Genomic DNA, 12,080 nt, shown 5'->3' with positions numbered 1-12,080 from the left:
CTCCTCTATTCCTGAATGCCTGGCAGGCCCAATGAAGAAACCGGATCCGCCCGCATCGACCAGTCTTCGGCGATCACGTGGAGCACCATCGCGGCGGAGGCCGCGCCTGCATCCACATGCCCGACGCTGCGCAAGCCGAGACGCGACGCCCGCCCTTTGGTCGCCACCATCGACCTCGTCGACTCCGCCCCCGCCGCCGCCGCGTCGCGCATGCGCTGCATGAGTCCGGACAGCGGCAGATTCCCGGCCATGCCCTGCTGCACCGCGGATGCGGCCGGCGCCCATACGTCCACCATCGTCTTTTCCCCCGGTTCGGCCTTGCCGCGCGCGCGGATGCCTTCGGCCATCGCCACGATCAGCGTCGGCGCTTCGACCAGCGGCATGGCCGTGCGCGCGCCCGCGGCGCTCGCGGCCCGCATGAACGCGGTGGCATAAAGCGGCCCCGTCGAGGCGCCGACCGCATTCAGGAACCCCTTGGCCGCCGCGTTGAATTGCCCGGCGAGCGTGGCCTGCGCGGGCAACGCGTCGATCGCCGCGGACGCGGCGGCAAAGCCCTGCGCCATCGCGATGCCGTGGTCCGCGTCGCCGATCGCGCCGTCGAGGCGGCATAGCTCGTCCCGTGCGGCCTCCATGGTTCCGGCCAGCTTCCGGAACAACCGTGCGACGTCTTCGGTCGTCAGCGTGTGCATCGCCCGGCCTCCGTCTGGAACATGGCGCACGCGCAGGGGTGGTCGAGCAGACCCTGCAATTCTTCGTCGAGATGCGTCAACGTGATCGACGCCCCGGCCATTTCGAGCGACGTGCACAGCGGCCCCACCAGCGTGCGATGCACGCTCAGCCCCGCCTCGGCCAGCCGTTGCGCCACGCGGCGATTGAGGATGTACAGCTCCATGAGCGGCGTCGCACCCAGCGAATTCACCAGCACCGCCACGCGATCGCCGCGCGCCGCGCCCATCTCGGCGAGGAGCGCGTCCATGATCTCGTCGACCACGGCGTCGGCCGGACGCAGCGGCTCCCGGCGCATGCCCGGCTCGCCGTGGATGCCCATGCCCACCTCCATCTCGCCCGCCGCGATCTCGAAGTTCGCGCGCCGTGTCTGCGGCAGCGAACAGGGGGCGAGCGCCACGCCCAGGGTGAAGGTCCGGTCGTTGGCGCGGCGCGCCACCCGCTCCACCTCCGCCAGCGGCATCATCAGGTCGGCCGCCGCGCCCGCCGCCTTGAAAATGAACACGTTGCCTGCAACGCCGCGCCGTTCTTGCCGCCGGGCGCGGGGCGCGGAGGCAATGTCGTCGGTCGTCAACACCGTGCGCGCCTCGACGCCTTCCAGCCCGAGCAGTTCGGTGGCCATGTCGAAATTCATCACGTCGCCGGCATAGTTGCCGTACAGGAACAGCACGCCGGCGCCGCCGTGCGCGGCCAGCGCCGCATCGACGGCCGGCTGCGGCGGAGGCGACGCGAAGACGTTGCCCACCGCCGCCGCGTCGGCCAATCCCTTGCCGACAAAGCCGAGAAACGTCGGCTCGTGCCCCGACCCGCCGCCTATCACGACCGCCACCTTGCCGGGGCGCGGTCCATGGCGCGCCACGACGGCGCGCGGCGCACGCTCGTCTCGCCGGAGCAGGTCGCCGTGCGCGGCCATCACACCGTCCAGCATCTCGTCGACAGCGGCGTCGCCGTCGTTGATCAGTTTCTGTGTCATTGCGCCGTGCATCGCAGTCAAGTCCCTTCAAATGTGCAGATCGGCAACGCCGGTGTCGAAATGCGGAGCCCAGAACGCCACCGACTCGGCAAGCTGGGCGACAACCTGGCGATCGGTCGGCTCGCGTTCCTTGAACGACAGCTCCAGGCAAATTTCGTTATCCTTACCGCCTCCCGCGTGAAGCGCGCTCATGAGCGGCTCCGGCTGTATTCGGCCGCGGGCGTTGTACTCGGCCGTAAAGGGTCGGTGGCCGCCCTTGTCCATCAGCGACTGCTTGATGTGGATGATCGGCGAGACCCGCGGCACCGCGCGCGCCCAGGCATAGGGATCGTAGTCGTCGGCGTTGGCGCTCGTGATATCCCCGTGATCGATGTCGGCCATCATCCACATGGGCACCGCCATTCTGGCGGCACTGAGCCGCTCCTGCAGCGCCATGCAGGCGGCAATCGTCTCGCCGAACTCGCGTCCGATCGACATGGGCTCCCAGAATACGAACGCGAGGCCGGCGCTTTTTGCGTGCTCCGCCACTTCGGCCCAGCAGTCGATGGCGGTCCGGATCAGGGCCTCGCGCCGGGCAGCGTCGTCGTAGTCGCGGTAGGTGAAGATCGCGAACTGGGTGCCGATCGCGTTGCCGCCGAGGTCGGCGACGATATCGGCGAAGGTCTTGAACCAGTCGACGTAGTAGCGCCGCACGTCGGCGTCCGGATGGCCGAAGTGGTTGAGCCGCCCGTAGGGTCCGGTCATGCCCGACGTGATCCGCACGCCGGTTCGCGCCATCGCCGCGCGCATCTGGCGCACGAGACGCCGGTTGACGGCCGCAGGCCACGACGGATTGATGAACTCGTGCGTGAGCTGCACGTCGCGGATCTTCATGCCGTGCGCGATGGTGTCGATGAGGTCGTCGGCTTGCGCGAAGCGATTGACGAGCGGGTTGGTGTTGAGTGAAAGCGTGAAAGCCATGTTCGTTCCGTGGAGTGGTGGGATCGATCGCGTCCCGGCTCAGGCGGACATCGCCGCCAGGCGGCCATCGAACCAGACGTCGAACGCAGCCATTTGCCCGGCGCTCATGTGCAGCCCGTGCTTGGTACGCCGCGTCAGAATGTCGGGCACCGTCTCGGCCCACTCGTGCGCCATCAGATAACGCGCCTCGGCCTCGTAGAAGTTCGGCCCGAATTTCCGGCCGAGTCCTGCCAGCGAGGTCGCGGAACCGATCACCTGCGCGGTGCGCGTTCCGTAGGTCCGCACGTAGTAGCGCGCCAGTTCCCCCGGCAGCCAGGGATAGTTGCGCTGCAGACGTGCGGTGAACTTCGGCACGTCGCCGCCCTCGATGTCCCCGCCGGGCAGGGGGGCGGTGGCCGTCCAGTCGCGCCCCATCCGCGGAAACGTCGGCTGCAGATGCTGCAGCGCCTGCTCGGCCAGCTTGCGGAAGGTGGTGATCTTGCCGCCGAAGACGTTGAGCAGCGGCGCGCCGCCATTGGCGTCGAGGTCGAACGCATAGTCGCGCGTCACCGCCGAGGGGTTGCCGTTGCCGTCGTCGTAAAGCGGCCGCACGCCCGCGAAGGTCTGCACCACGTCCTCGCGCCGCGGCGGCGCCTTGAAGTACCGGCTCACGGCGGCCAGCAGGTATTCGATTTCCACTTCGTCGATCGACACGCTTTCCGGCGCACCGTCCCAGGGGACGTCGGTGGTGCCGATGAGCGCCATATCCCCTTCGTAAGGATTGATGAAGATCACCCGCTTGTCGCGGTTCTGAACCAGCCAGGCGTGCGTACCCTCCCAGAACTTGTGGGTGATGATATGGCTGCCCTTCACGAGCCGCACCTTGCGGGTCGAGTGGCCGTCCGTCACGCGCCCGACGACGTCGGCGACCCAGGGGCCGGCCGCATTGACCAGCGCCCGCGCGGTGACCACGCGAGTCGCGCCGTCACGGGTGTCGCGCAGTTCCACGCGCCACGCACCGCCTTCGCGCCGGGCAGCAACGAACGCGGTCCGCGTGAGCACCCGGGCGCCGCGCTGCGCGGCATCCACGGCGTTGAGCACCACGAGGCGCGCGTCGTCGACCCAGCAGTCGGAATACTCGAAGCCCCTGCGGTACTGATCCTTGACCGGCTGACCTTCGACGCCATGGCGCAAGTCCAGTGTGCGCGTTCCCGGCAGCTTCTCGCGCCCGCCCAGGTGATCGTACAAAAACAGTCCCAGCCGCACGAGCCAGGCCGGACGGTCGTCGGGGCTGTGCGGCAGGACGAAGCGCATCGGCCAGATGATGTGCGGTGCGGCATTCAGTAGTACTTCGCGTTCGATCAGGGCCTCGCGCACGAGCCGGAACTCGTAGTACTCGAGGTAGCGCAGGCCGCCATGCACGAGCTTGCCCGAGCGCGACGAGGTGCCCTGCGCGAGATCGTCCTTTTCGCACAGGATGACCGAGAGTCCGCGGCCCGCGGCATCGCGCGCGATGCCCGCGCCATTGACGCCGCCGCCGATGACGAGCAGGTCCACTGTCGCGTTGTCGCTCATTGCACCACCCCCGGTTCGGCTTGCACGCCGGCATGAAGCGCTTCGGACTGAAGGCTCGCCTTCGTCTCCCCGGCCATTGCCTCCCATACGGGCTCGAGCGCATGTCGCGCCCCGCGGTAGGCAGGGAAGCGCTGCGCGTAAGTGCGCACGAGATCCGGGTCCGGCGCCTCGGCCTGCCCCAGCAGCGGAGTGACCCACTCGGCAATGCAGGCGTGCATGTCGGGGTAGACGCCCAGCGCAACCGCGGCCATCATCGCCGCCCCGGCCGCGCCGGCTTCTTCGCGCGCGGAAATCCGCACCGGGGCCCCGACCACCGCGGCCAGCACCGCGCGCAAGGCGCGCGAGCGCGTCGCCCCGCCGGTGAGCCGCAAGTCCGCCGGCATCGCGCCGCCCATGGCCGCATAGCAGTCGCGCGTGGCCATGCCCAACCCCTCGACCACGGCGCGCAGCAGATCCGGAAAGCGGATTTCATTTGTGAGTCCTATGAAATCCGCTCGCGCGTTGGCGTTGATGAACGGTCCTCGCTCGCCCCCTTCCGAAATGTACGGATGGTAAAGCAGCGCACCCGGCCGGCCGCGCTGCAGCCATCCGTCGATGTAGTTCACCCGGTCGCCCGGCGACAGCGTGGGGCCGAACTCCGCAAGCAGGTCGCATGCAAGGTTCAGGATCCAGTCGATATTGAGCGTCGCGGAAAGGTTCGACTGCACTTGCGCCGACATGCCCGGCATGGGCAGCGCGATGACATAGCCCGTGCCTTCGGCGTTCAGGTGTACGTCGGCGTTACGCATCGCACGCATATGCATGCCGGTCGACCCGATGATCGAGCAGCTCGCACCGGCGGCATCGGCGGTATGGATGCCGGCGCCCAGCGCCGTGAGCACGATGTCGACGAAGCCGAGACACACCGGCGTACCGGCCAGCAGCCCCGTTGCCTTCGCGGCTTCGGGCGAAAGTTCATGGGTGATCTCGGTGCCGTCGAGAATCTCGGGCAGCAGCGCGCGGCGCGCCGTCAGTTCGAGTGCCTCGATCACGGCGTCGTCATACTCGCGGGTGCGGAAGTTGCCGAAGGTGAAGCTCGCCTCCGAGGGATCCGTTGCGCGGACCCCGGTGAGCTTCAGATACAGCCAGTCCTTGCAATGCAGCGCGACTTCGGTACGGTCCAGCAGTTCGGGCAGCGTCGCCGCCATATGCGCGAGCTGCGCGCCCTGGCCGCACGCCGCAAGGCCGGTGCCGGTCGCCTCGAAGCGGGCACGGCTGGCCGGCTTGCCCTGCAGCCGCCGCACCGTGCCTGCGGCACGCGCGTCGAGCCAGAGCCAGGCATCGCTCGCGGGCTCGTTGCCCGCGCCGACGAGCCAGGTGCCGTCGCCCTGCCCCGTGACCGCCACCGCCCGGGTGCGCTGCGCGAGGCCTTCCACCCGGGCGCCGAGATCGCGCAGCGTGCGCGCGCAGTCTGCCCAGGTCTGGGTCAGGGACTGAAAGGCCGCGCCGTCGGCCCTCGTCGCGTAGCGATTGGGGGTCGACGCCACGGCGATCTGCCGCCCGCTCAAATCGAAGGCCACCGCCTTGATGACCGAGGTGCCGGCGTCGATGCCGATCAGGAGATCGTGTCCGGGGCTTGCCATCGCGCTTACTCCACCGCTTGCGGCTCGTCGCGAAGCGCGAGCGCCGTGGCCTCGTCCGTCACGAGTCCGCTCAGGAGTCGGCTGTGCAGAACGGCGCGGATGGCATCGACCTTTTCGGCGCCGCCGGCGATCGCCACGATGCGGCGCCCCGCCAGATCGGCCAGCGCGGGCGCAACCGTGCGCGCGGCCAACGAAGTCTGGACGGGCTTGCCGGCGTAATCGAAAAAGTGCCCAAGCAGCTCGCCCCGGCCACCCAGTTCGCTCACCTCGCGGATTTCCTGCGGCTCGATCATCTGCGAGGCAACGAGCGTCGCGTCGGGATGGGCGCTGCCGATCCCGACGATCATCAGGTCCGCGTGCGCCGCGAGGTCGAATACTTCGCGCACGCCGCGCTGCGAGAGCAACACCTCCCGGTCTTCAGCGGTATTGGCGAAAAACGGCAGCGGCAGCACGTAAGACACCGCGCCGGTTTTCTCCGCCAGCCGGTAGATCACGTCATACGGATTCGCCGCATAGTCTCGCGTCACGCCGCCCTCGAGCGACACGAAGCGCACGTTGCCCGCTTCCGTGCGCGGCATCTCGGCAACGGCGGCCGCCAGCGTCCGGCCGTGCCCGATGCCGATCACGCCGCCCTGGCACGCCGCGATCTCGCGTTGCAGAAACTGGGCCCCCGCAATGCCCAGGGCGCGCAGGGGCAGGCCCACCTCGTGCAGGTCCGGCACCACCTCGCAATAGGCGAGCCCATGGCGCTCGGCAAGCTCCGTTTCCAGCACCACGCATTCCGCGATTTCGCCGTCGATCGTGACCTTCACGGCGCCGCTCTGATTGGCGCGCATGATCAGCCGATGCGCCTTGACGTTGCTTACCCCAAGGCGCGCGGCCACGTCGGCCTGCGTCTGCCCTGCCGCGTAATGCAACCAGGCGGCCCTGATGGCGAGACTGTCCTCGGGATCAGGCCTGCCGGCGGATTTCGTCATGTCCTCTCCAGATGCAAAAGCAGGAGATGAAATTTTTTTCACTCACTGCATTTTTTTTCGTTGAGGCCAATATACGCGGCAAATCTTCGCTTGCCATCCGACAGAACCCTTAATGGATATCCCTATGTTTTGACTGAGCGGCCTGGTTGAGAAATAGGTGTCGGGTTCTTTTTGGCGGCGGAACGCCAAAGCGCCCGCCCCGCTCGATCACGCGCGAGGACACGAATCCGGCAAAAGCGAATCCGTCGCCTTACATTCGTGCTTTCTATTTTTAATAGCACTCCTGATCATGACTCATGGAGTCGGCCTGGCAATGTGCGAGGCTCTCCCGGCGGCGTAGTCCCTGTGCCAGGTTTCAGTGGCCACCGCCTGCTTTAGAACGCAATCGTCGTCCTCAAGCCGACAATCGCCTCGTCGCCAACGCGCTGCGACGGGTTATCCGGATTCGGGATGCCGCCCGCCGGACGGAACGCGTACTGGAAGTCGGCCTGCAGTTGCCACCACGGCGCGACCTGATATTGATAGGTCGCTTCGAGTACCGTCTCCGCGCTGCGCGACGGATAACCCGGGGTGTAATTCGCCTGCGCGCTCGCCAGATCCTGCGCGTGCGAGCCGATATGCGCATAGCCCACCGCCAGCCCCACCACGTCGTTGTCGCGCCCCTTGAACGGCGCCTTGAGCGTCACGCCCGCATTCACGCCCAGGTCGACGACATTGCGGTCGCCCGGCGCGCCCATGATGCGTGCAAACACGCCCACCGACTGCGGGCTGTCCGCGCTCGGACGCCAGATCATCTGGTCGGCGACGGCATAGATGCTGTAGTCGCCGCCGTGCGTGGCGGGCATGCCCGTGCTGGCCGGATTGGCGAGCGAAAGGCCGGTGTTGTCGTAGCCCGGATCGGCGAAGCGGTTGCTGTTGTACCAGAAGCCCAGCTTGTAAGTACCCGGCAGTCCTGACGGTTTCGGATCGTTCGGATTGGACGGCGGCTGGTTGATCGCATACTGCACTTCGCCGATCACGAGTGCGCCGTTATGCAGGTTGAACGTCGTGCCGCTGGCGTTGAGCTTTTGCGGGTCGCCCACGCCCGGCGCGGGGTTGCCGTCGAACACGCCGCCCAGCACCGTGATGGCGTCGGTGGGCGTTGCGCGCACGCGCACGCCGAGCGACGAAAGCGGATAGGCCGGACCACCCCCGGGCAGATCGACGGAAGGCAGCACCGACCAGCCGAACGTCGCGTTCATGAAAGTGCCGGCGTACTGGCTGACCATGAACTCCTGGTCGAGACTCTGCTGGCCGACCTTCACGTCGACCTTGCCGCCCAGCAGCGACTGCTGGTACCAGAGTTCCCAGAGGCGCGTGCCTGCATCGGCCTCGACACCCGTGGCGGGCTGCAGGGTCTGCAGATTGCGTTCGCTCAGGTCGGTGCCGTGAATCTGCAGCGCGGACACGTTGAAGATCCCGCCCGGCAGACCGAACGCCTTCTGCGTGTCGACCCCGAGGCCGAACTGCGTGACGCCGTCGTAGGCGCCGCCGCGGTGCGTGCCGCCGGAGAAGTTGCCCATGTACTCGCTCGTTTCCTGCAGACCGAAAGTCACGCCGTAGTTGCCCATCCACGAGCGCAAGCCGCCCATGTCGCCCAAGAGATTCGAGCGCTCCCACAGCCCCGTGGGCGCGGCGGCCGCGGCGGCGGGCTGCTGGGCCGACGAATCGGCCGCGGCGGGAACCGGCTGCGTTTCGCCCGACGATTGAGCGAATGCGGCGGGTGCGATGGCGAAGGCGAGCAGCGCGGCGAGCGAGAGCGGCGTGCCGGTCGAGAGCAGGCAGGTTTTAAGGTTGTTCTTCATGGCAAGTCGAGCGACGGATGGATTGTGGGTTTAACCAGGCGTGCAGGGAGATATCACACGCGCGGAATGGCAAATGCGTGACGGCGGCCGCGCTTTACGCGAACCACCACGAAAGCGGCAATGCACTGTCGAATTCGTTGCCGGCAAAGCTGGTCGCAATCACGACCGCCAGCAGGATTCCGATCATGACGAGCGCAATGACGGCATAACCGCACGGCGTGAGCGGACGACCCGCGAGCACCGGCGAAGCAAGCAGGCGAAGCGCGAGCGGCGCGCCACGGCAAGCAAACACAAAAAACTTGAACGACATGACTCACCCCCGTCCAGCCCGAACGCATCGGGCGACGAATGAATACGTGACGGCCCCTCGCAAGCGGTGTTGCGATAGACGGTCGAAACAGAGGGAGCGTGCTGCAGGCGGACAGGCTTCTTGCCTGTCACGAAGGGAGCGCGCTAACCCGACTCGGCGAGTTAGCGGCGAAAGGAGCGGTGCTTGAGGGATCGCTTGCGAGACCCCCGAGCAGCCTTTTGCGGCTATCTCGCGAACATATCGCCGGCGCGGGCCGGCATCGGACTTCCACTACTAGAGCATGTGTCCACGAGGGACTCCTTTCTTTGAGACGGGCGCATTGTATTCGCCACTTCCACCCAACGGCAAGTAAAAAAAGCATCAAATGAAATCGCAGTGCGAAAGATCCAGCAGGCGTTCGGCGACCAGCCCGAAGGTCGACCACGCGGCGCTGCGGTGAATGCATCCGGTTCGCATTCAGCGCACGCGGCATGGCGCGCCATGCTTTCCGGACGGTTTCAATGTCGGGCGGATGAAAGACTCAATCCCGTCATTGCGTGCCGTATTGCCGCCGTAAAAAAATACCTTGGTTCTGCTTAGGGAAACGTGTTGACTTGTGCTTTCTCCGTCACTAGAATCCGCCCATCTTCACAACCGGGGGCCCACGCCGTGGACTCTTGCAGTAGTCGATCTTCGATCTGTTTTTCTGCCTGACCGGCCAGACGTCCGCGCCCCGCATTTCGCCGCCGTCCCGCCATCAGGCAGACGGTGCGCGCCATCGCTTCACCCTCCCGTGCACCTTTTGAATTAGCGCCATTCGGACGCCAGGTTCGCGCGCGCACGCCTTTCGCGTGCTGCTCGCTCGCCCCGCTCCGCCGGTGCCGTGTCGCGAGCCGTCGCTCGCGGCCGCATTCGTTCGCGCCCGCCGTTTCTGCTCGCAGAATGGGCGCGTGGTTCAACACGCGCGTTGCCAACGCGCGGCCAACCCGAAAAGGAGCCGTCATGCCTGACAGTGACAGTCATCCCTTATGCCGCTTACCTCACATTCAACCGGGGAAAGCAGGCGGACGGCTGCCGCGCTCATGATGCGCGGGGTGATCCGTGTCCGCCGGCTTTCCGCGATTTACGCGCCGAGCCCGGCGCACGGAGCACTCATATGCATTTCGCCCTCCTTCTTTCGAACCTGCCGCACGTGGAAGAGTCGCGCAGCCACTATTCCTCCTTTCTCTCGCTGCAGCCGCGCACGGCGCACTCCCGCCTCGGTGCGCTCTGGCGGCGCGTGAAGGCTTTCGCCTCCTGATTCCGCACACCCTTCCGCCATACGCAAGCGCGACCGTCACGAGGCGGCTCACACACTTACGTATGGTGGCCAGGCTCGCGGCTTTCGCCTACCCATAATCAAGGAATCCATAACATGTACAGGCAATCCGACTACTCGCCAAACTCCGTCGCACTCGAGCGCAGCGCCGTGCTCGACGACGCGCATCTCGGCGACATTCAGGGCGCGCTCGGCACGATCTCCCGTCACGACATTGCCCCGCGCAGCAACTGGTGGGCGCGCCTTCGCACGCTGCTCGCCATTCTCGGTCCGGGCCTCATCGTCATGGTCGGCGACAACGACGCCGGCGCATTCGGCACCTACACGCAAGCTGGCCAGAACTACGGCACGACGCTCCTGTGGACCATGCTGCTGCTCGTACCCGTGCTGTACGTGAATCAGGAAATGGTGCTACGCCTCGGCGCCGTAACCGGCGTGGGCCACGCACGGCTCATCTTCGAACGCTTCGGCAAGTTCTGGGGCGCGTTCAGCGTGATCGACCTGTTCCTGCTCAACGCGCTCACTATCGTGACCGAGTTCATCGGCATCACCTTCGTGCTGGACTTCTTCGGCGTGTCGAAGGTAGCGGGCGTGTGCATCGCCGCCGCGCTCACCATGGCCGCGGTCAGCACCGGCAACTTCCGGCGCTTCGAGCGCTTCGCCGTGGGGCTGTGCCTCCTGAGCCTGCTGCTCGTGCCCGTGCTGGTGATGATTCACCCGCCGGTCGGCCAGATGGCGCGCGACTTCTTCATCCCGAACTGGCCCGCGCATTCGAAGCTCTCCGACGTGATGCTGCTCGTGATCGGCATCGTCGGCACGACCGTCGCGCCGTGGCAGCTGTTCTTCCAGCAGAGCTATGTGATCGACAAGCGCATCACGCCGCGCTTCATGAAGTACGAGAAGGCCGACCTGTGGATCGGCATTGCCTTCGTGCTGATCGGCGCCGTCGCGATGATCGCGTTCTGCGCGCAGCTCTTCGCCGGCAGGCCCGAATTCGGCAACTTCACCGATGCGGGCGGCGTGATCGCCGGCCTCGATAAGTACGCCGGCCACACCTCGGCGGTGCTGTTCGCCATCGCGCTGTTCGACGCGGCCATCATCGGCGCGGCTGCCGTTTCGCTGTCCACGGCCTACGCGATGGGCGACGTGTTCAAGATTCGCCACTCGCTGCATCGCGGCGTGAACGACGCCAAGGGCTTCTACTTCGTGTACTTCGGCATCGTCGCCCTCGCGGCGGCCATCGTGCTGATCCCCGGCAGTCCGCTCGGCCTCCTGACCGAAGCGGTGCAAACGCTCGCGGGCGTGCTGCTGCCAAGCGCCACGGTGTTCCTGCTGTTGCTCTGCAACGATCGCGCGGTGCTGGGCCCGTGGGTCAACTCGAAGCGGCTCAACCTCTTCACGGGCGGCGTGATCTGGGTGCTCGTGATGCTTTCGATCATCCTCACGGCTTCGGTGATGTACCCGGACATGACCGGAGAAACGATCATCGAGATTCTCGCGGGCGGCACGGTATTCGCCGTGCTCGGCTACGCGGCGACTGCAATCGCACGCAAGCTGCGCGGCCGCAACGGCGACGAACCGGCCGCGCAAGCGTGGCCGCAGGGTGCGCGCGACATGTGGCGCATGCCGCCGCTCGACGAACTGCCGGCGCCGAACCTCACGCTCAGCAAGCGTGTGTGGATGGGCGTGCTGCGCGGCTATCTGATCATCGCCGTCGCGCTCGTCGTAGTGAAGGTCGTGCAGATGACCTTGCTGAAGTAAGCCCAGGTGGGCGCGCACGGCGCTGGAGATGGCGACAGCGCTAGAAGTACCGAACG

10 protein-coding genes are annotated in these 12,080 nt (G+C 66.7%); 2 read left to right on the top strand and 8 right to left on the bottom strand.

The features are described from left to right. Positions 1-5: 5 nt before the first annotated feature. From dhaL to BAC01S_RS22125, 8 genes are all read right to left on the bottom strand, one after another. Entirely contained in the window at positions 6-689 is a 684-nt protein-coding gene (gene dhaL, locus BAC01S_RS32235; protein ID WP_043203239.1) for a dihydroxyacetone kinase subunit DhaL, read from the bottom strand. Beyond that, positions 677-1,699 carry a dihydroxyacetone kinase subunit DhaK gene (locus tag BAC01S_RS22155; protein WP_043203236.1) on the bottom strand — a complete coding sequence of 341 codons (1,023 nt, stop codon included), beginning with the start codon at positions 1,697-1,699 and terminating at the stop codon, positions 677-679. Before BAC01S_RS22155 ends, dhaL begins: the two co-directional genes overlap by 13 nt. Before the next feature lie 27 nt (positions 1,700-1,726). After that, positions 1,727-2,659 carry a sugar phosphate isomerase/epimerase family protein gene (locus BAC01S_RS22150; protein WP_027796723.1) on the bottom strand — a complete coding sequence of 311 codons (933 nt, stop codon included), beginning with the start codon at positions 2,657-2,659 and terminating at the stop codon, positions 1,727-1,729. A 39-nt stretch (positions 2,660-2,698) separates the two neighbouring features. Continuing rightward, positions 2,699-4,213 (bottom strand): glycerol-3-phosphate dehydrogenase, encoded by a 1,515-nt coding sequence (locus BAC01S_RS22145; RefSeq protein WP_027796722.1) that lies wholly within the window; start codon positions 4,211-4,213, stop codon positions 2,699-2,701. Then, a complete protein-coding gene (locus BAC01S_RS32230) occupies positions 4,210-5,835 on the bottom strand; it encodes an FGGY-family carbohydrate kinase (protein ID WP_043203234.1) in 1,626 nt (541 codons plus the stop codon). The genes BAC01S_RS22145 and BAC01S_RS32230 overlap by 4 nt, the downstream gene beginning before the upstream one ends. Positions 5,836-5,840: 5 nt before the next feature. Continuing rightward, complete coding sequence (locus tag BAC01S_RS22135) at positions 5,841-6,812, bottom strand: sugar-binding transcriptional regulator (RefSeq protein ID WP_027796721.1); 972 nt, start codon at positions 6,810-6,812, stop codon at positions 5,841-5,843. A 374-nt stretch (positions 6,813-7,186) separates the two neighbouring features. After that, positions 7,187-8,656 (bottom strand): carbohydrate porin, encoded by a 1,470-nt coding sequence (locus BAC01S_RS22130; RefSeq protein ID WP_027796720.1) that lies wholly within the window; start codon positions 8,654-8,656, stop codon positions 7,187-7,189. Between the two features lie 94 nt (positions 8,657-8,750). Continuing rightward, positions 8,751-8,966, bottom strand: coding sequence for a hypothetical protein (locus BAC01S_RS22125; RefSeq protein WP_027796719.1), 216 nt, complete (start codon positions 8,964-8,966; stop codon positions 8,751-8,753). A gap of 1,135 nt (positions 8,967-10,101) precedes the next feature. Here BAC01S_RS22125 and BAC01S_RS35165 point away from each other — a divergent pair. Together BAC01S_RS35165 and BAC01S_RS22110 are read left to right on the top strand one after the other, a co-directional pair. After that, the gene (locus BAC01S_RS35165) at positions 10,102-10,245 is read left to right on the top strand and encodes a hypothetical protein (protein ID WP_169740146.1); all 144 of its coding nucleotides are present in this window, start codon (positions 10,102-10,104) and stop codon (positions 10,243-10,245) included. A 114-nt stretch (positions 10,246-10,359) separates the two neighbouring features. Then, positions 10,360-12,024 carry an Nramp family divalent metal transporter gene (locus BAC01S_RS22110; protein WP_027796718.1) on the top strand — a complete coding sequence of 555 codons (1,665 nt, stop codon included), beginning with the start codon at positions 10,360-10,362 and terminating at the stop codon, positions 12,022-12,024. Positions 12,025-12,080: the final 56 nt, after the last annotated feature.

Source organism: Paraburkholderia acidipaludis NBRC 101816, assembly GCF_000684975.1.
GTDB lineage: Bacteria > Pseudomonadota > Gammaproteobacteria > Burkholderiales > Burkholderiaceae > Paraburkholderia > Paraburkholderia acidipaludis.
The sequence above is the reverse complement of the archived record's forward strand: the minus strand, read 5'-3'. Positions and strand labels throughout refer to the sequence as shown.

What these genes read in the sequence shown, in the direction of transcription:
- dhaL (WP_043203239.1), bottom strand. Translation starts at nt 689, where the DNA reads ATGCACACGCTGACGACCGAAGACGTCGCACGGTTGTTCCGGAAGCTG.
- BAC01S_RS22155 (WP_043203236.1), bottom strand. Translation starts at nt 1,699, where the DNA reads ATGACACAGAAACTGATCAACGACGGCGACGCCGCTGTCGACGAGATG.
- BAC01S_RS22150 (WP_027796723.1), bottom strand. Translation starts at nt 2,659, where the DNA reads ATGGCTTTCACGCTTTCACTCAACACCAACCCGCTCGTCAATCGCTTC.
- BAC01S_RS22145 (WP_027796722.1), bottom strand. Translation starts at nt 4,213, where the DNA reads ATGAGCGACAACGCGACAGTGGACCTGCTCGTCATCGGCGGCGGCGTC.
- BAC01S_RS32230 (WP_043203234.1), bottom strand. Translation starts at nt 5,835, where the DNA reads ATGGCAAGCCCCGGACACGATCTCCTGATCGGCATCGACGCCGGCACC.
- BAC01S_RS22135 (WP_027796721.1), bottom strand. Translation starts at nt 6,812, where the DNA reads ATGACGAAATCCGCCGGCAGGCCTGATCCCGAGGACAGTCTCGCCATC.
- BAC01S_RS22130 (WP_027796720.1), bottom strand. Translation starts at nt 8,656, where the DNA reads ATGAAGAACAACCTTAAAACCTGCCTGCTCTCGACCGGCACGCCGCTC.
- BAC01S_RS22125 (WP_027796719.1), bottom strand. Translation starts at nt 8,966, where the DNA reads ATGTCGTTCAAGTTTTTTGTGTTTGCTTGCCGTGGCGCGCCGCTCGCG.
- BAC01S_RS35165 (WP_169740146.1), top strand. Translation starts at nt 10,102, where the DNA reads ATGCATTTCGCCCTCCTTCTTTCGAACCTGCCGCACGTGGAAGAGTCG.
- BAC01S_RS22110 (WP_027796718.1), top strand. Translation starts at nt 10,360, where the DNA reads ATGTACAGGCAATCCGACTACTCGCCAAACTCCGTCGCACTCGAGCGC.